General features: G+C 68.3%; 16 protein-coding genes. 4 read left to right on the top strand and 12 right to left on the bottom strand.

Annotated elements, in window-relative coordinates:
- From N415_RS16055 to N415_RS16040, 4 genes are all read right to left on the bottom strand, one after another.
- Positions 1-441 (bottom strand): hypothetical protein, encoded by a 441-nt coding sequence (locus N415_RS16055; protein ID WP_068183720.1) that lies wholly within the window; start codon positions 439-441, stop codon positions 1-3.
- A gap of 197 nt (positions 442-638) precedes the next feature.
- Entirely contained in the window at positions 639-2,123 is a 1,485-nt protein-coding gene (locus tag N415_RS16050; RefSeq protein WP_068183717.1) for an MFS transporter, read from the bottom strand.
- Positions 2,124-2,176: 53 nt separating this feature from the next.
- Positions 2,177-3,997, bottom strand: coding sequence for an N-acetylglutaminylglutamine synthetase (gene ngg, locus N415_RS16045; protein ID WP_068183714.1), 1,821 nt, complete (start codon positions 3,995-3,997; stop codon positions 2,177-2,179).
- A complete protein-coding gene (locus N415_RS16040; RefSeq protein ID WP_068183711.1) occupies positions 3,994-5,799 on the bottom strand; it encodes an N-acetylglutaminylglutamine amidotransferase in 1,806 nt (601 codons plus the stop codon). The genes ngg and N415_RS16040 overlap by 4 nt, the downstream gene beginning before the upstream one ends.
- A gap of 165 nt (positions 5,800-5,964) precedes the next feature.
- On the opposite strand from N415_RS16040, the gene N415_RS16035 reads away from it, so the two are divergent.
- Positions 5,965-6,870 carry a phosphatidate cytidylyltransferase gene (locus N415_RS16035; RefSeq protein WP_068183708.1) on the top strand — a complete coding sequence of 302 codons (906 nt, stop codon included), beginning with the start codon at positions 5,965-5,967 and terminating at the stop codon, positions 6,868-6,870.
- A 6-nt stretch (positions 6,871-6,876) separates the two neighbouring features.
- On the opposite strand, the gene N415_RS16030 is transcribed toward N415_RS16035, so the two are convergent.
- Positions 6,877-7,515 carry a lysophospholipid acyltransferase family protein gene (locus N415_RS16030; RefSeq protein ID WP_068183705.1) on the bottom strand — a complete coding sequence of 213 codons (639 nt, stop codon included), beginning with the start codon at positions 7,513-7,515 and terminating at the stop codon, positions 6,877-6,879.
- Positions 7,512-8,378 carry a CDP-alcohol phosphatidyltransferase family protein gene (locus N415_RS16025; RefSeq protein WP_239645593.1) on the bottom strand — a complete coding sequence of 289 codons (867 nt, stop codon included), beginning with the start codon at positions 8,376-8,378 and terminating at the stop codon, positions 7,512-7,514. Before N415_RS16025 ends, N415_RS16030 begins: the two co-directional genes overlap by 4 nt.
- A 339-nt stretch (positions 8,379-8,717) precedes the next feature.
- Here N415_RS16025 and N415_RS16020 point away from each other — a divergent pair, with 339 nt between their 5' ends.
- On the top strand, positions 8,718-9,092 hold the full coding sequence (locus tag N415_RS16020; protein WP_068183702.1) for a DUF732 domain-containing protein: 375 nt from the start codon (positions 8,718-8,720) through the stop codon (positions 9,090-9,092).
- Positions 9,093-9,155: 63 nt separating this feature from the next.
- Positions 9,156-9,491, top strand: coding sequence for a DUF732 domain-containing protein (locus N415_RS16015; protein WP_068183699.1), 336 nt, complete (start codon positions 9,156-9,158; stop codon positions 9,489-9,491).
- Between the two features lie 14 nt (positions 9,492-9,505).
- On the opposite strand, the gene N415_RS16010 is transcribed toward N415_RS16015, so the two are convergent.
- From N415_RS16010 to N415_RS15985, 5 genes are all read right to left on the bottom strand, one after another.
- Positions 9,506-10,567 carry a TOBE-like domain-containing protein gene (locus N415_RS16010; protein WP_068183696.1) on the bottom strand — a complete coding sequence of 354 codons (1,062 nt, stop codon included), beginning with the start codon at positions 10,565-10,567 and terminating at the stop codon, positions 9,506-9,508.
- Positions 10,568-10,583: 16 nt separating this feature from the next.
- Positions 10,584-11,393, bottom strand: a complete 810-nt coding sequence (gene cysW / locus N415_RS16005; protein WP_068183694.1) for a sulfate ABC transporter permease subunit CysW — start codon at positions 11,391-11,393, stop codon at positions 10,584-10,586.
- Positions 11,390-12,280: a sulfate ABC transporter permease subunit CysT gene (gene cysT / locus N415_RS16000; RefSeq protein WP_068183690.1), complete on the bottom strand. Its 891-nt coding sequence runs from the start codon at positions 12,278-12,280 to the stop codon at positions 11,390-11,392. Before cysT ends, cysW begins: the two co-directional genes overlap by 4 nt.
- Entirely contained in the window at positions 12,277-13,248 is a 972-nt protein-coding gene (locus tag N415_RS15995; protein WP_068184000.1) for a sulfate ABC transporter substrate-binding protein, read from the bottom strand. Before N415_RS15995 ends, cysT begins: the two co-directional genes overlap by 4 nt.
- Positions 13,249-13,899: 651 nt before the next feature.
- Complete coding sequence (locus tag N415_RS15985; protein ID WP_068183684.1) at positions 13,900-14,931, bottom strand: 4Fe-4S binding protein; 1,032 nt, start codon at positions 14,929-14,931, stop codon at positions 13,900-13,902.
- Between the two features lie 151 nt (positions 14,932-15,082).
- Between N415_RS15985 and N415_RS15980 the strand changes: the two genes are divergently transcribed.
- Positions 15,083-15,286 (top strand): hypothetical protein, encoded by a 204-nt coding sequence (locus N415_RS15980; protein ID WP_152531429.1) that lies wholly within the window; start codon positions 15,083-15,085, stop codon positions 15,284-15,286.
- On the opposite strand, the gene N415_RS15975 is transcribed toward N415_RS15980, so the two are convergent.
- Entirely contained in the window at positions 15,287-17,584 is a 2,298-nt protein-coding gene (locus N415_RS15975; protein WP_068183677.1) for an MMPL family transporter, read from the bottom strand.
- Between the last annotated feature and the right edge of the window lie 235 nt (positions 17,585-17,819).

Below are 17,819 nucleotides of genomic sequence, written 5' to 3'. Positions count from 1 at the left end.
TTAGCGCCGCAGGCGCACCCGAAATGGCCCGCGCGCGCGGCTGAACGGCGGGCCCTGCAGGCGCGCGATCCGCAAGGTGCCGAGGATCAGCACCGCCGCCAACGGCAATTCCACCACCCCGGCGATGAGCGCCGACAGACAGAGGTCGCCGGCTTCGGCGGTCAACACGTCGAACCAGGCGTCGCACACGAGCAGCACCCCCGTCGTGAACGCAAACAGCGTCAGCAGTTGGTGCTGCAGGAAACCGAGCACCGCGGTGGCGACCATGAACGCCAGCAACAAGGTGTCGAAGCCGACCCAGGTGGCCTGCCAATGCTGCGCGGTGTAGTCCTGCGGCAAGGTGAGGGCGAGGTAGACGGTCCACGGGATCAACGTGATCGCCGCGCACAACGCCAGCCAAGCGCGGATCCGGCGGATCTCGAGCACGCGCCGCGACCGCATCACCCGGGAATCATCCCGTGGACCGTACCTACGTCGCCATGTGGCGAGAATCTCTGCGCCGAGTGTCGTCGTGAACTCTGGGTTTTCGGCGTGAAGTTAGGGCGGCATCTTGGCGATTTTCCCGCCGTGGGCTCACACGCAACGCCCACGATTCACACCCAACGCCCGGAGGCGTCCGAAACGCCCGGAGGCCCCGGCTAATGCTGAGGCGCTTCGTCCTCTTCCTCGCGCTCGGCGTCGGCCACCGTCAAGGGCAACGCCAGCTCCTCGAGCGGGCGCCGTTCGGCCGCGACGCCCAGCCACAGCTCGATCAGGCCCGCGACCGCCATCACCGCCGCGCCGATGAGGAACGACCAGACGACCTGACCGCGCTCTCCGGAGTTGATCAGCTGGCCGAACAACAGCGGGCCGGTGATGCCGCCGATCGCCGTTCCCACCGCATAGAAGAACGCGATCGCCAGCGCCCGGGTCTCCATCGGGAAGATCTCGCTCACCGTCAGATACGCGGCGCTCGCGCCCGCCGACGCCAGGAAGAACGCCACCGCCAGGACGGCGATGAATGTCCAGGCGCCGCCTGTCTGCGTGACGAACAAAATCGCGAGGACGACGGCCACCACGGCGGACCCGATGTAGGTTGCCGCGATCATCGGTTTACGACCGACGGTGTCGAACAGGTGGCCCAACGCAAGCGGTCCGACGAAATTGCTTACCGCCCATAGGATGAAGAACACCGGCACCTTGCCGGACGGCACCCCGTAGAACCCGCTCAACAGCGTGCCTAGGTTGAACGTGACCCCGTTGTAGAGGAACGCCTGCCCGATGAACAGCGCCAGCCCGAGCACCGCACGACGCGGATACAGCGTGAACGCCACCCTCGCGATCTCCCGGAACGGGATCGCCTCGCGCTGACGAACTTTGAGGGGCCGGCCCGCCGGTTCGGGCAGCGCTTTGTCGCTCCCCCGCCGCACCTCTTCTTCGATTTCGCCGACCACCCGCTCGGCCTCCTGCGCACGCCCGTGGATGAACAACCACCGCGGGCTCTCCGGGACGTTGCGCCGGACCAGCAGGACGAAGATGCCGAAGATGGCGCCGAGGCCGAAGGCGAGCCGCCAGCCGATGTTCGGGGCGAAGTTCGACGTGTCGAGCAGGACCAGCGCCCCGGCCGCCCCGGCGGCCGAGCCCAGCCAGTAGGTCCCATTGATCACGAGGTCCACCCGACCGCGCACCCGAGCGGGGATCAATTCGTCGATCGCCGAATTGATCGCGGCGTATTCGCCGCCGATGCCCGAGCCGGTGAAGAAGCGGGCGATGAAGAAGTACCACGGCGCAAAGGCGAATGCGGTCGCGACGGTGGCGGTCAAATACACCACCAGCGTGAGAATGAACAGATTCCGCCGGCCGAACCGGTCGGTCAGGTGACCGAAGACCAGTGCGCCCAGGCAGGCCCCGGCGATGTAGAACGCGGCCGCCACGCCGATCTGCGCGGGGGTGAGGCCGATGCCGCTGCCCTTCTCGGTGAGGCGAGACGACACGTTGCCGACCATGGTGACCTCGAGCCCGTCGAGAATCCACACGCCACCGAGTCCGATGACGACGCGCCAGTGGAACCGCGACCAGGGCAGCCGGTCCAGCCTGGCCGGGATGTGGGTGGTGATGGTTCCGGTTTGCACGCCCGCGCTCATGTGACTCCTATCTGCGTGAGCAGAGCATTACCCAAACAAGGCCGGTCGCAAGCTCAATCCCGGTCGGCGCGTGACTCCTCGGGAGTCCAGGCCGGCGGCTGGCCCGGGTGACCGGGGAACAGGTAGTCGATGAACGCCGCGGCAGTGGGCTGGGGTTCGTGGTTGGCGAGCCCCGGTCGCTCGTTGGCTTCGATGAACGCGTAGTCGGCCCCGGTCACGTCGGGCACCAGCAGGTCGATGCCCGTCACCGGAATCCCGATCGCCTCGGCCGCCGCCACCGCGACCCGACACAGTTCCGGGTTCACCTGGGCGGTGACGTCGTGGATCGTCCCGCCCTGATGCAGGTTGGCGGTGCGGCGGACGCGCAGCCGATTCCCCTGCGGCAGCACGTCGTCCAACTTCCAGCCGGCCTCAGCCACGGTCGCCTCGGTGATGTCGTCGATCGGGATCTTCGACTCGCCGCCGGTGGCCGCGGAACGCCTTCGGCTCTCGGCCGCGATCAGGTCTCGCACGGTGTGGTCGCCGGTGCCGATGATCTCCGGCGGCTTGCGCAGCGCGGCGGCCACGACCCGGCCGTTGATCACCACCAGGCGGAGATCGTCGCCGTCGATGCGCTCCTCGATGAGCACCTCCGGGTAGTGCTGGCGCGCCCGGGCCACCGCCGCAGCGAGCTCGTCGGGCCCCTTCTCGGCCACCACCCCCACGGTGATGCCCTTGCCTTGTTCTCCGCGGGTGGGTTTGACGACGACCTCGCCGACCTCCTGCAGAAACGCGAAGTCGCCGTCGTCGAAGGTGGCCAGGCGCGCTCGCGGGACGGTGATGCCCGCCTCGGAGACCAGACGTCGCGTCAATCGCTTGTCGTCGCAACGGCACATCGCGATCGCCGAGGTGAACTCGGACAGCGATTCCCGGGTGATCACGCTGCGACCGCCGTGCGTGAGCCGCATCTCGCCGGTCTCGGCGTCCAGGACCTCGACCCAGATTCCGCGGCGCATCGCTTCGTCGGCGATGATCCGCGCGTAGGGGTTGAGGTCCTCGACCGTCTCCGGGGGCGGGGTGAACAGCGGCTCGTTGATCGCGTTCTTCCGCTTGATCGCCAATACGGGAACGCGGACGAAGCCGAGCTTCTCGTAAAGGCCGATGGCCGCGGCATTGTCGTGCGCCACCGACAGGTCCATGTAGGCCCGGCCCGCGCGCCGGAAGTGGTCGGCCACCGCCCGGGTCAGCGCCTCACCCACCCCGGGAAGCGCCGCGGCGGGATCGACGGCCAGCGTCCACAGGCTCGACCCCTCCTCGGGATCGGAGAACAGCAACTGGTGGTCGACGCCGGTCACAGTGCCTACCACCGCATCGTCGTCGTCACGCACGGCGAGCAGGTACGTCACCGCCTCTTGGTGCAGGTGGTTGTCCCAGATCGTCTCGACCGGCGCCGGCACCATGCCACACCGCACGAACACGCGGTTCATGGCGTCGGCGTCGACGGGGTCGTTCAGGGTGCGCACCGTCACGCCGACCGGCGAGGGCGCCAGGTTCTCCTCGTCCGGATGCCCGGTGAAGCGCAGCCGATAGGTGTGGCTGGGGTCGATGAAGAGCTCGGTCGGCGCCCCGGCGACCACGACGTGGGACTCGCGCGCGTAGATGCAGATGTCGCGCCGCCCGGCGACCTCGCGGCGCAGCGTCTCGGCCAAGGTCTCGGCATCGGCGAATGTCTGACCGAAAATCAGTCGGCCCCAACCCATTTCAAGCTCGACGTCCTTGGCCATCGCGTCGACGAGCTCGGGCGGGGAGGCGTCGTGCAGGCCCATGGTGATGGCCTCGGTGTGATCCTCGGCGTGATCGTGCGAGTGATCCTCGGAGGGGTCGACGGCGGTCATGCGGCCGGGCCCGTCACGCCGTGACGCTGCAACCACAGCTCCAGGAGGGCGATCTGCCAAAGCTCATTGCCGCGCAACGGGGTGAGCTTGCCGTTCGGGTCGGCCAGCAGGGCGTCGACCGCTTCGGAGTTGAACAGCCCGCGCTCCTTGGCCACCGGCGCGTAGAGGGCGTCGCGAACCATGTCCAGGTAGGGCCCTTCGAGGTGGGTCAGCGCGGGAACCGGGAAGTACCCCTTGGGCCGGTCGATGACCTCCGATGGGATCACCCGTCGCGCAGCCTGTTTGAGGACGCCCTTGCCGTCGTGGGCGATCTTCAGCTCCGGGGGGCAGGTCGCCGCCAGCTCGACCAGCTCGTGGTCGAGGAACGGAACCCGGCCCTCCAACCCCCAGGCCATGGTCATGTTGTCCACCCGTTTCACCGGGTCGTCCACCAGCATCACGGTCGTATCCAGCCGCAGGGCACGGTCGATGCCGGTTTCGGCGCCCGCGCGAGCGAAGTGTTCGGAAACGAAGCGCTGGCTGGGATCGCCCGGCGCGAGGTTGCCCGTTCCCAGCAGGCCCGCCAGCTCGGCCGAATCGCGATCGAAGAAGGCGCCGCGGTACTCGGCGACCGCCCCCTCCAGCGTCGCCGCCGCCGGGGAACCCATCGGCGGGTACCAGTGGTAGCCGGCGAACACCTCGTCGGCGCCCTGACCCGACTGCACGACCTTCACGTGGCGCGCGACTTCTTGGCTCAGCAGGTAGAACGCGACGCAGTCGTGGCTGACCATCGGCTCGCTCATCGCGCCGATCGCCCCGTCGAGCGCGGGCAGCATCCGGTCGGTCCCGATGCGGATCTGGTGGTGGTCGGTGTCGAAGCGCCGGGCGATGATGTCCGACCACCGGAACTCGTCGCCCTCGACGCCGCCCGCCGACTCGAAGCCGATCGAGAACGTGGACAGCCCGTGCTGGCCCGCCTCGGCGAGCAGACCCACGATGAGGCTGGAGTCGACACCGCCGGACAGCAGGCAGCCGACGGGGACGTCGGCGACCAGGCGGCGCTCGACGGCGACCCGCAGCGCGGACAGCACCGCATCCTCCCAGTCGCGTTCCGACCAATCGGAGCGATCGGCGCGCCTGGTGAAGTCCGGCGTCCAGTAGGTGGTGGTGCTGCGCCGGCCGTCGGGCTCGATGGCGACCACCGACGCGGGAGGGATTTTGCGCACGCCGCGCAGAATCGTCAGCGGCGGCGGCACCACGGAGTGGAACGTCATGTAGTGGTGCAGCGCAACGGGATCGATCCGGGTGTCCACGCCGCCACCGGCGAGCAGCGCGGGCAGCGTCGACGCGAACCGGATGCGGTGACCGTCCTCGGTGAGGTACAGCGGTTTGATGCCGAGCCGGTCCCGGCCGAGCAACACCCGACCGCTGTCGCGCTCGACGATGACGAAGGCGAACATTCCGTACAGGTGGCTGACGAAATCGTCGCCCCAGCGGTGGTAGGCCTTGAGCAGCACCTCGGTGTCGCTGTGCGAGAAAAACCGGTAGCCGTGGTCGCTCAGCTCGCGCCGGAGCTCCTTGTAGTTGTAGATGCAGCCGTTCCACGCGACCGCCAGGCCCAGCTCCGAATCGACCATCGGCTGGGCGCCCGCTTCGGTCAGATCGATGATCTTGAGGCGCCGATGGCCGAGGGCGACCCGGCCTTGTGACCAGGTTCCCGCCGCGTCCGGCCCCCTGGGCGCCAGGACGGCAGCCATTGCTGACACCGCCGCTACGTCGGGAACCCGGCCATCGAGTCGAACCTCACCGGTGAGTCCACACACTCGTTTCACCCTACCGCGAGCCGATCCGAGGGGGCCAGCGGAGCCGTGTGACAGGTAGCCGACGCGGGTCCCGATGACGCGATTTCATTTCCCGGATCGGCCAGGACCGCTTATCGTTTCCTGGACCACAGTTTGCTGGGAGGCTGATGTGGACGGGCCACGCTGATGCTGGTCGACTACTACCTGCGGATCCTGCATCTGGATCGGCGATTGCCGCTGAACTTCGACGTGGGTCCGCTGCACGTGCACCTGTACGCGCGATCGGTGTTCTTCCTGTGGGTCACCGTCGTGATCCTGGTGGTCGCCGGCGTCGTGGTGCTCGCGTCGCGCCGGCGTGAGCTGATCCGGCGGTGGACCACGTGGGTGATGATCGCGCCGGTGGTCGGCATCCCCATCTGGATAGGCCGGGGCACCACCGCGACCCTGGCGGCCGCGCTGGCCGTGGTCGCGGTGTTCGAGTACGCGCGCCTGGTGAAACTCGGCAAGGCCGACACGTATCTGCTGCTGGCGCTGGCCGTGCTGTATCCGCTTGCGGCGTGGCTGCATCCGCCGCTGCTGCGCCTGGCGCCGATCATCGTGCTGGCGTGCTCGCTGCCCTCGGTGTTCAGCGGCGACGTCGAAAATGGCGGCAGGCGAACCACTTTCACCGCGTTCGGTTCGGTGTGGATCTGCTGGTCCCTGGCGCACCTGGTGACGTTGTGGTCCGACGCGTACCTGGTGTGCTTCGCGGCCGCGGCCACCGACGTCGCGGCCTGGTGCGGCGGAAAGGGGCTGCGCTTCTTCGGGTGGGCGCGAAAGCCGTTGTCCCCGTTGAGCCCCAACAAGACGGTCGGCGGGCTGGTCGGTGCGGTCATTGGGGCATTTCTGGTGCTGACGTTGCTGGGCACGATGACCCTCGGCCTGCTGGTGGCGGTGGCCTTCGGCGGCGTGCTCGGCGATCTCGTCGAATCGATGGTGAAGCGGCAGGCCCAGGTCAAGGACGCGGGCACCTGGCTCCCGGGCTTCGGCGGCCTGCTCGACCGGATCGACTCGCTGTTGCTGGTCCTCCCGCTGGCCTATCTGCTCGGTTGAGCAGCGTCAAGCGGCGTGCGGGAGCTCGACGAGCTGCGGCTCCGGGGCGTCTCCGCGCAGCGCCATGACCTGCTCGCGCAGCTGCGCCGCCGACGTGCCGGCCGGGTCGACGGGTTCGCCGATGCGCACCTGCATCGGCGCGTGGGAGATGAAGCTCGCGCCTTTGGGCAGCACCTCGGCGGTGCCCAGCACCGCGACCGGGACGATCGGCACGCCGCAGTCGCGCGCCAACCGGACCGCGCCGGAACGGAATTCGGCGATGTCGCCGTCCGTGGACCGGGTGCCCTCGGGGTAGATGACGACGGTGCGTCCGGCCTCGAGCGCCGGGCGGGCCGCGGCCAGCAGCTGGGCGTAGGTGTCCGTGCCGGACCGCCGCACCGGCAGGATCCCGATCAACGAGGACGCCACGAAGCGGCGCACCGGCACGTCGAACCAGTAGTCGGCCGCCGCGGCGAACACCGGCTGGGCGCCGGCGGGCAGCGCCGCCAGCAGCACGGCGGTGTCGGCGTGCGAGGAGTGGTTGGCCACCACCACGCAGCCACCCTGCACCGGGAAGCGGCCGGTCACGGTCAGCCCGCCGGACACGGCGCACACCGCCCGCCACAGCCGGTGCCGCAGCACGCTGCTGATCCTGGTCGCGGTCATGACGCCAGCACCGCCAATTCCTGCGTGCCCTGCGTGGCCGGGCCGTCCTGACGCTTCGCCGCCAGCTCGCGGTGGGCGGCCCGCAGCCGCAGCACCGTGGTGATCAATGAGCCGTTCACCAGCTGGGTCGCCACCACCGGCAGGATGACCGGGAAGGCGGTGGCCAAGAAAACGAAGAGGCAGCGCTCGGTCTTGCCGAGCGGACCCCCGTTGCGCCGGGGCGCGCCGGCGGCGGCTCCGGCCAACGAGGCGAAGGTGGGCAGCGTCGCGGCCAGCGCGGCGACCAGCACCATGATCACCGGCCAGGACAGCCAATGCAGCCCGGGGCCGCGCTGCCGCGCCGCCCACACCGCGAGCCCCGCGAAGGTCAACAGGTCCGAGGCGCGGTCGCCGATCTCATTGACGACGAATCCCCACGGCCGGCTGACGCCGCGGGCGCGGGCGACCGCGCCGTCGAGGTTGGCTCCGGCCAGCCGCAGCGCCAGAAAGAGCGCCGTCAGGGGCCACCAGCCCAGCGCGACCGTCGCTCCGGCCACGCCCGCCGCCAGCACCCCGGCGACGGTGAAGACGTCCGGCGAGATGTTCCGCCGCACCGCGACGTTCACGATCGGCGTCAGCCGGCGGGTGTACCACGGCTTGAGCGCGTAGAGGCCCTGCCATTTCCGCGCCGCCTTGGCGGGCAGCGGGGTCACGGCGGGGGCGACGGCCTTGATCCGGGGAAGCGTGGACGTCTCGGTCACCGCGAGGGCGCGCGATCCCGATGCGTAGCAGCCGCGGTGGGCGATGCGGGGCTCGCTCACCGGGGTCAGCGTGCTGATGCCGCGCAGGCGCTGTGTCGGCGCGTTGTCGAGGTCGGTGCTCACCGGGGTTTCCTCTCTGGTGGGTGGTCTGTAGTTGTGTGCAAGTTGACCCGTCCCCCGCGGCTACCGGTCCCAAGATCGGGACCGGTAGCGACCGGTCGGCCGCTCGCATTCCTAAGAGCCACCGCTCCCCCGCGGTCGGACACTTTTCTTGCGACGTTTCCTTGCGGGCCGGTCGCCGTGACCGGCAACGCGTACGTTGCTGCACGGCGCTTGCCGCTTCGTCGCGAAGTTCTTGCGGAATTCTTGCGGCCGCTCGACAAGAGGAATGTCTAGATTTCGGTTACCGTTCAACCAAGTCGTTCTTGACTCGAAGCCGATTCACCCGTTTAGGGGGAGGCCATGACCCGGACGAACGCGGGTGCAGCGAAGTGGTCGATCGCCTGCGGGGTCCTGTTGTCCGCGGCCGCGCTGCTGGGTGCGGCGCCAGCATCGGCGGAGCCGATCGACGATGCGTTCGTCGCGGCCCTCGCGAAAAACGGGATATCGATGTCCGACCGCGGCACCGCGGTCTCGATGGGACATACGGTGTGCGCCGGATTCGACAAGGGTGAGGCGTCAACCGCGGTGGCGATGGGGATCGTGAAGGACACCCCGCTTTCGCCGAAGCAGGCCGGCTACTTCGTCGGCCTTTCGGTGGCTGCCTACTGCCCGCAGTATCGGGGCAAGACCGACAACTCGATGAACTGGATGGTGCCGTTCCCGCCGATGATGTGAGGGTGTTCTTGCCTTAACGGTTATTTTTGAACCGAAGCACATTCGCCCGCACTAAGAGGAACAGTGGCCCATCCGCACATGGGTTCTGGAAAGTGGTCGACGTTAGTGGCGGTCCTGCTTTCCGCCGCGGCGCCGCTCTTCGCCGCGCCGGCATCGGCCGACCAAAACGATGACGCGTTCATCGCCGCCCTTGCGAGCCAGGGGATCCCGATTTCCGATAACAACGTCGCCATCGGGATGGGCAGGAATATGTGTGCACTACTCGACCAGGGCACCACGCGGCCCCTGCTCGTCATGAAGCTGATGAAGGACGCGAATCTCTCGGCCAGGCAGGCCGGCTTCTTCCTGGGGCTGTCGTCGTCCGCGTACTGCCCGCAATACCGGACGACCACCGGGTAAAACAGGCGTGCTCGTCAGGCCGAGCCGACTCCCGCCTGATCCTCCGTCACCTCGCTGGCGATCGGCGGCACGCGGGTCGCACGCACGTAGACGGTGTCGCCGTCGCGCAGGGCCAGTGCCTCGGCGTCACCGCGGGTGATCTGCGCGGTGAACGGGCCCCCGGTGGCCTCGGCGGTCAGTTCCACGCGCACCTCGAAGCCCAGCGCCACCACCCGATCGACGGTGGCCCGCACCACCCCGATCGACTCCGCCGTGCCGTCGCCGCCGGCCACCGCCATCTCGGGGTTGCGGCCCACCCGAATGTCGTGCGGGCGCACCAGGGCACCGTTGAGCACGGACACCGCGCCCAGGAACGACATCACGAATGTGTTCGCCGGGGAGTCGTAGACCTCGAGCGGTGACCCGACCTGCTCGATGCGGCCCTTGTTGAGCACCGCGATCCGATCGGCCACGTCCAGCGCCTCCTGCTGATCGTGGGTCACCAACACCGTGGTGACGTGCACCTCGTCGTGCAGGCGGCGCAACCACGCCCGCAAATCCTCGCGCACCTTGGCATCCAGCGCCCCGAACGGCTCGTCGAGCAACAACACCTGCGGATCGACCGCCAGCGCGCGGGCCAACGCCATGCGCTGGCGCTGACCGCCGGAAAGCTGGTTGGGATAACGGGTCTGAAAACCGCTGAGCCCCACCACCTCCAGCAGGTTGTCCACCTTCTTCTTGATCTCGGCCTTGGGCCGCTTGCGGATCTTGAGCCCATAGGCCACGTTGTCGCGCACCGTCAGGTGCTTGAACGCCGCATAATGCTGAAACACGAACCCGATCCCGCGCCGCTGCGGTGGCACCCCCGTGACATCACGGCCGTCGATCGTCACCGTGCCGGAGTCGGGGTGATCCAGCCCCGCGATGGCGCGCAACAGCGTCGACTTGCCCGACCCACTGGGCCCCAACAACGCCGTCAACGAACCCTTCGGCACCACGAAGTCCACATGATCCAACGCCACGAAATCGCCATAACGCTTATAGGCGTCCCGCACCGTGATCGCGTACGCGGTCGGGTCGCCCCCGTTTTCGCTCATGGTTGTTGTCTCCTTGTCATGCCTGGGCCCGAGCTCGCGCCCGGCGAATGAGCAGAATGGCCTTGACGATCAGAAACGCGACCGCGACGCCCATCATCAGCGTCGACAGCGCGTAGGCGCCGTATTCGGCCCCACGGTTGTAGCGATCGTTCACCAGCAGCGTGAGCGTCTGCGATTCCCCCGGCAGGTTGGACGACACCATGATGACCCCGCCGAACTCGCCGAGGGTGCGCGCGGTGGTCAACAGGATGCCGTAGGTCAATCCCCACCGGATGGACGGCAGCGTGATCCGCCAAAAAGTCTGCCACCAACCCGAACCCAGCGTCGCGGCCGCCTGTTCCTGCTCGGTCCCCACTTCCTGCAGCACCGGTTGGACCTCGCGCACCACGAACGGCAGGGTGACGAAGATGCTGGCCAGCACGATGCCGGGGGTACTGAAGATCACCGGAATGCCGAGATCCTTTTCGACGAAACCCAGCGCGCCGGCCGAGCCCCAGAGCACGATCAGCGCGACGCCCACGATGATCGGCGAGACCGCGAACGGTAGGTCCACGACCGTCTGCAGCACTCCCCGGCCGCGGAATCGGCTGCGCGCCAACAGGAGTGAGACCAAGACACCGAATATGACGTTGAGCGGCACCACGATGGCCACCACCAGCAGCGACAGGTGCAGGGCCGAGATGGCCGCCGGCGTGCTGATCCACGTGTAGAACTGAGCGAGGCCGGGCCGGAAGGTGCGCCACAAGATGATGACCACCGGAGCGACCAGCACCACACCGAGGTAGGCCAGCACCACCGAGCGGAGCGCGTAGCGCCCCGAGCTCATGCGGCCTTCTCCTCGCGTTTGGCCCTCCGGCCGCCCACGATGCGCAAGAGCAGCAGCACGGTGAACGAAATCGACAGCGTGACAATGGATATGGCGGCGGCGCCGGTGCGGTCGTCGTTCTCGATCAGGGCGCGGATCCACTGCGACGACACCTCGGTCTTGCCCGGCACCTGCCCGCCGATCGTCACCACCGAACCGAACTCGCCGATGCAACGCGAAAACGCCAGGCCGGCACCGGATAACAAGGCCGGCGTCAGCGACGGCAACACGACCGAGGTGAAAACCTTGGGACCGGTCGCACCCAGGGACGCCGCCGCCTCCTCGGCTTCGCGGTCGATTTCCAGCAGCACGGGCTGGATGGCCCGCACCACCATCGGCAGCGTCACGAAGATCAACGCCACCGCCACGCCCGGCGGGGTGTGCTGCAAGTGAATGCCTACCGGGCTGTTCTTGCCATAGAGGGCCAGCATGACCAGGCTGGTGACGATGGTGGGCAGCGCGAACGGCAGGTCGATGATGGCGTCGAGCACTCCTTTGCCGACGAAGTCGTCGCGCACCAGCACCCAGGCGGTCGCCAGCCCGAACACCAGGTTGACGATGGTGACCACCACCGAAACCGTCAGCGTCACCTTGAACGACTCCAGCGCGGCGTGAGATGTGACCGCCAGCCAGAACGCCTGCCAGCCCCCACCGACGGCCTGCCAGGCAATGGCGGCCAGCGGCAGCAGCACGATCAGCGAGAGCCACAGCGTCGCCACGCCGACCTGAAGCGACGTCCCGCCGGGCGGGCCGGGGGCACGCGGGGGGCGGGGCTCCGGCAGCTCACCGGCGGGTGGTTCGAGTTCCGGCCGGACCGCTTCCGGGTCGGGGAGAACGGCCGCGGTCATCCGGTCGCCTGCAGGTAGACCTTGGTGATGCTGCCGCCGCTCCTGTCGAACAGCTGCGCGTCCACCTTGCTCCAGCCGCCCAGGTCGGCGATCGTCCACAACTTCACCGGCACCGGGTACTGGTCGCGGAACTTGTCGGCCACGGCGGGGTCGACCGGCCGGAAACCGGCCTGCGCCCACAACTTCTGCGCCTCGGCGGTGTACTGGAAATTCTTGAACGCGGTCGCGGCATCCAGGTGCGCACTGGTGCTCACCACCGCCAGCGGGTTCTCGATCTTGAAGGTCTGAGTCGGATTGACGTGTTCCACCGATTTTCCTTGCCGCTCAATGGCGATGGCCTCGTTCTCGTAGCTGATCAACACGTCACCGCTGCCTTCGATGAAGACACCCGTGGCCAGACGACCCGAACTCGGACGCAATTTGACGTGCTCGTGCACCAGCTTGCTGATGAAATCGACGCCGGCGTTGGTGTCCCGGCCGCCGCCGCTTTTGGCTGCATACGGGGCGAGCAGGTTCCACTTGGCACCGCCCGAACTCAGCGGGCTGGGCGTGACGACCTCGATGCCGGGGCGCAGCAGGTCGTCCCAATCGCGGATGTTCTTCGGATTGCCTTTGCGGACAACCAGTGTCACCACCGACCCGAAGGGAATCCCGCTGGCGACGCCCTTGTCCCAGTCCGCGGAGACCTTGCCGGCCTTGACCAACCGGGTGACGTCCGGCTCGACCGAGAAGTTCACGATGTCTGCCGGTTTGCCCTCGACGACGCCCCGGGACTGGTCGGCGGAGGCCCCGTAGGACGTGATCACCTGCACGCCCCGACCCTCCTGCGAGGCGTTGAACGCCGGAATCACCTTGCTCCAGCCCGGTTCCGGGACCGAATAGGCGACCAGGGTGATCTTCGTGTTCGCGTTGGCCGGGCCGGTGCCGCCCGCGATGTCGCTGGCGCCGCCGCCGCATGCCGCGACCATGCCGACCACAAGGGTCAGCGCGGCCAGCTGGCGGGCGCGCCGCCCCTGCCGTGTGCTTCGGATGTCGCTGAGCAATTGGTGGCCTTCCGGGATGGGACTCGGGCGTGTCGGTCCCGTGGCTGCGGAAGGCGCTAGAACATCAACCGGTCTTTACCAACTCCCAATCCGCGCACGGGCTTACGAGTCAGCGACAACAATGCACGAATGGGGAGCAAACAAGGGCTACCGCGTGCATGGCGGGAAGCCTAACAGCGCAAGCCCCCGTCGGCGCGCGGACAGCAACGCGGCCCACCCACGCCGCCCGCACTACGTCACACGCAAAGCGGGCGGTGTAACCCGACCGTAACGCCGGGATCGCGCGTGATCGATTGACTCGATCCCGTTGTCGATCCACATGCGCAGCAACCAATCGGTGCCATCGACGGCAAAGGCACAGGTCGAGGAGGGCTTCGCCGATTCGCGGACGCGGGCGCGGTGCGACGACGGCCCCGCGGCGCGGGCGCGATGGTCGGCCGCGCCTGCGGCGCTCACTTCGGGCCGAAGCGGGGCCCGCGGATAAAAGTCACGCTGAGAGAAACGTCCGGCCCGCATCGGCGCGGGACCGGCGAAACATGGTGCAGCCGAGCGCCTTGCGGTTCGCCCGGCCGGCCCCTAGCGCCCCCGGATACCGCTGTCGACGACCTTCACCGGCTTGTGCGGATAGCGGCGTTCGGCGTGCGCCTTCGCCCGCGAGTTCGGCAGCACGTACAACGTCTCCTTCTTGTCCTGCAGCGGTTTCAGCACCAAGTCCATGAAGCCCTTGCGGTTCTCCAGGTAGGGCTCGATGACCTCTTCCCCCGCCGGGCACACCGCCAGGCAGTAGGCGGCCTTGTAGTTCGGCTTGAACGACAGGCTCTGCCACATCGACGCGTTCTCCGAATCGCTGACCCGCGAACGGAAGTCGGCTGCGTCAGCGCTATCCGCGACCGTCTGCACCCAGTCGGTGAACCCACCCATGAACTCGCGGTAGTTGTGCACTGAGCAGGAGACGAAGTCGAAGTCGCCGTCCTTGCCGATCGCGCCGACCGGGCACGCCGCCACGCACAACTTGCACTCGAGGCACGGGCTGTAATCCAGCGGCTCGCCGTAGCTGCTGATCGCGGCGTCCACCAGGATCGTGCCCAGCAGGATGAAGTTGCCGAACCGCGGGTGAATCACGTTGCGGTGGATGCCCATAACGCCAAGGCCCGCGGCCACCGCGACGGGCTTGTGTGCCACCACCCAGATGCGGCCGGGGAAGTTGTCCATCTCCATCGGGAACGTCGCCGACGGGTTCAGGGCCCGATAACCGGTGTCCTGCAGCCGGCGCACGATCCGGTGGGCCGCTTCGTTGAGCACTTCGCCGCTGCGGTGGAACTCCTGGTTCGCGACGCTGCGCGCCGTCGAGCGCACGTTGTCGCGGTTCATCTTGACCACCAGCGAGATGTAGCTCCTGGTTCCCGGCAGCGCGGCCTGGACGTGCTCCACCTCCGAGGCCAGGTCGGGGTTGTCCACGGCGGCGAACGCGACGTCGTCGGCGCCGGCGGCCAGGCACAGCTCGCGCAGCCAGTCGGCGTCCAACACGCCGGGGCGCCGTTTCTGGCGGGCGCTCACCTTCTTCACGGTGGGGTGTTCCGCCAGCTTCGCCGGGAGTTTTTCCGCCATGCTCAGTATAGTACACAATACTCAGCTATCCGCCCGACAGGGGCTCCCGATCCCCCGTTAACGGAGTTTGACTTCGGTGTGAAACGCATGCGAACCTGGCGCGGTGATCGAGTTGAGTGAACAGACGATCATCGCCCAGGTGGCCGATCGGTTGACCAGCAAGTATTCGACCATTCCCGCGCAAACCGTGGCCGCCGTCGTGCAGGGTGTTCAGGCCCGGTTCGAGGGGCGACCGGTGCGGGAGTACGTCCCGCTTCTCGTCGAGCGTTTCGCCGACCAGGAACTGGCGCTGCTCCTGTTGACCGGCCGCCGCGCGCTCTCCGAGCCCGCGGTCGACGAGGCTATCGCCGTCTGATCAGACCGGCCCGCTCTGCACGCCGAACAGCACCCGGCGACCGATCACCCGCCAGTCGGATTTCTCGGTGTCCGCCCCGCGCTCCGCGCTCTCGCTGAACCCGACCCTGTCATGCAGCCGGGCCAACCATCCGGGCGCCCACCAGTTGGCCCGGCCGAGCAGGTGCATGACCGCCGGCACCAGCAGCATCCGGACCAGCGTGGCGTCGACCAGCACCGCGACCGTGAGCCCGAACCCGAACAGCCTCATGAGCGACACCTGTGCAGCCATCAACGCCACGAAGGAGATCGCCATGATCAGCGCCGCGGCCGTGATCACCCGGCCGGTGTGCGCCACGCCGAGCGCGATGCTCCGGTCGTTGGCGCCCCAGCCCCGGTGTGAGGCCAGCCAGTACTCCCGGATCCGCGCGATCAGGAACACCTCGTAATCCATCGAGAGCCCAAAAGCTATGCAGAACAACAGCACCGGCAGGTCCACGCCGATCGTGCCGGTCGCCGCGGTGCCGAGCCCGCCCAGGTGCCCCTGCTGAAACACCCACACCACCGCGCCGAATGCCGCGGCCAGCGACAGGGTGTTGGTCACCAAAGCCTCGAACGGCAACACCGCGCTTCCGGTCAGCAGGAAAACCAGCACCAGCGTGATCACGGCGATGATCGTGAGCACCAGCGGCAGGCGGGCGGTGATCGCGTGCACGGTGTCGCGATTACCCTGGGCGGCGCCCGCGAGCAGCACCGGCCGTCCCGACGGAGTTGGGACGGCGTGCAGCCGGTCGAGCTGCGCGTTGGAGGCGGCCGAATACAGCGGTGCCGTCGTGGCCACGGTCATGAACGCGGCGCCGTCGGTGATGGCGGCCGACCCCGACGGCGGCCCGGCCAGCCTGCCGCCGACGAACGTGCCGCCCGGCGAGGACACCGACGAGACGTCCGGCACCCGCGACAGGGCGGCGGCGTACGGATTGAGGTCGGCCGGGCCGACTCCGGCCGCGTTCGGCAGCACGACCGTGACGTCGGGCACGCCGCTGCCCGGGAAGCCGGTGCGCAGCTGGCCGCCGACCTGGCGCGCGGAGGCCGAGGTGGGCAGGACCCGGTCATCGACGACGCCCCATCGCACATCGCGGAAGGGTGAGCCGAGCAGCAACAGCAGCGCGACGATGGCGATGGCGATCGGCGCCGCGTGGCGGGTGACGGACCGCGTCCATCGATACCAGATGCGCCGTTCGACCGGAGCCAGCCGGAAGGGGGGCAGCCGCAGGATCCGGCGCGCCAACCGCCGCACGTCCAGGGAATCGAGGCGCTCGCCCAGCAGCACGACCGCCGCCGGGGTGACCACGACCGCGGCGGCCACCGCGAACGCGACCACCGCGACCCCCGCATAGGCGAACGATTTCAGGAAGTATTGCGGGAACAGCGCCATGGTGGCCATCGACAACGCCACCGTCATCGCCGAGAACAACACCGTGCGGCCCGCCGTCGCCATCGTGCGGATCAGCGCCGCATCGCGAGTTTGACCCTCTGCCAACTCATCCCGGAACCGGCTGAGGATCAGCAGCGTGTAGTCGATGGCCAGCGCGGCGCCCATCGCGACGGTCAGGTTCAGCGCGAAGATCGACACGTTGGTGAACAGCGAAACCATGCGCAGCGACGCCATCGCACCGAGGATCGCGAACCCGCCGACGGCCACCGGCAGCGCCGCCGCGAACAACCCCCCGAAGATCCAGACCAGCACCACAAAACTCAGCGGCAGCGCCAGCGACTCCATGACCAAGAGGTCTTCCCGGGTCTGGTCGTCCACTTGCCATGTGACGGTTGCCTCCCCGCCGAACCGCACCGCGACACCGTCGCGGTCATGGGCAAGTTCGTCCGACAGGCGCTCGGCATACTTCTGGGCGTTGGCCTCGCCGCCGGAAATCGCCGCAACGATCAAACCGGTTTTGCCGTCGTTGCTGATGAAGGCGCGCGCCGCCGCCGGCGGCACGGTCCACGCCGACCGCACCTGCCCCACGTGCGGTGAATTCTGCAGCCGCCGAACGAGGTCGGTGCCGACCGCGGCGGCACGGGATCCCTGTGCACCGCCGTCGGAGGTCAGGGTGATCAGCATGACCATGTCGCCCTGACCGAACTTCTGCGAGAGCAACGCCGACGCCCGCGACGATTCGGAGCCGGGGTCGAACCACCCGCCGGGCAACAGGGTCTTGCTGACCGGGATGCCGAAGATCGCGGTGCAGACCATGACGAAAACCGCCACCGCCATGACGCGGCGCGGCGCCGCGATGGCCAGGCGGGCGATTCCGTTCAGCACGACGCTCCTCTCCAGCTCAGGTCACTTGCGCCACATCAGTACCGACCGGCGGTCATACGATGATCCACGAGTCCGATATCGCATGCGATAGCGCATCCGAGAGTCGCCTACGGAGTCGGCGATGTCGTCTCGGCCCTCCCGCCGCTCACGTTCGTTGACCGGCAGCGCATAGCTTGCGGCACAGCGCTTGGCGGATCTCCGCGAAGTTCATGCGGAATCCCTAAGTTTGTTGGTG

This window comes from Mycobacterium sp. UM_CSW, from assembly GCF_000455205.1.
In the GTDB taxonomy this organism is placed as follows: Bacteria; Actinomycetota; Actinomycetes; order Mycobacteriales; family Mycobacteriaceae; genus Mycobacterium.
Note: the sequence above shows the minus strand (reverse complement) of the source record. Positions and strands in the feature narration are given on the sequence as shown.

What these genes read in the sequence shown, in the direction of transcription:
- N415_RS16055 (WP_068183720.1), bottom strand. Translation starts at nt 441, where the DNA reads ATGCGGTCGCGGCGCGTGCTCGAGATCCGCCGGATCCGCGCTTGGCTG.
- N415_RS16050 (WP_068183717.1), bottom strand. Translation starts at nt 2,123, where the DNA reads ATGAGCGCGGGCGTGCAAACCGGAACCATCACCACCCACATCCCGGCC.
- ngg (WP_068183714.1), bottom strand. Translation starts at nt 3,997, where the DNA reads ATGACCGCCGTCGACCCCTCCGAGGATCACTCGCACGATCACGCCGAG.
- N415_RS16035 (WP_068183708.1), top strand. Translation starts at nt 5,965, where the DNA reads ATGCTGGTCGACTACTACCTGCGGATCCTGCATCTGGATCGGCGATTG.
- N415_RS16030 (WP_068183705.1), bottom strand. Translation starts at nt 7,515, where the DNA reads ATGACCGCGACCAGGATCAGCAGCGTGCTGCGGCACCGGCTGTGGCGG.
- N415_RS16020 (WP_068183702.1), top strand. Translation starts at nt 8,718, where the DNA reads ATGACCCGGACGAACGCGGGTGCAGCGAAGTGGTCGATCGCCTGCGGG.
- N415_RS16010 (WP_068183696.1), bottom strand. Translation starts at nt 10,567, where the DNA reads ATGAGCGAAAACGGGGGCGACCCGACCGCGTACGCGATCACGGTGCGG.
- cysW (WP_068183694.1), bottom strand. Translation starts at nt 11,393, where the DNA reads ATGAGCTCGGGGCGCTACGCGCTCCGCTCGGTGGTGCTGGCCTACCTC.
- cysT (WP_068183690.1), bottom strand. Translation starts at nt 12,280, where the DNA reads ATGACCGCGGCCGTTCTCCCCGACCCGGAAGCGGTCCGGCCGGAACTC.
- N415_RS15995 (WP_068184000.1), bottom strand. Translation starts at nt 13,248, where the DNA reads ATGGTCGCGGCATGCGGCGGCGGCGCCAGCGACATCGCGGGCGGCACC.
- N415_RS15985 (WP_068183684.1), bottom strand. Translation starts at nt 14,931, where the DNA reads ATGGCGGAAAAACTCCCGGCGAAGCTGGCGGAACACCCCACCGTGAAG.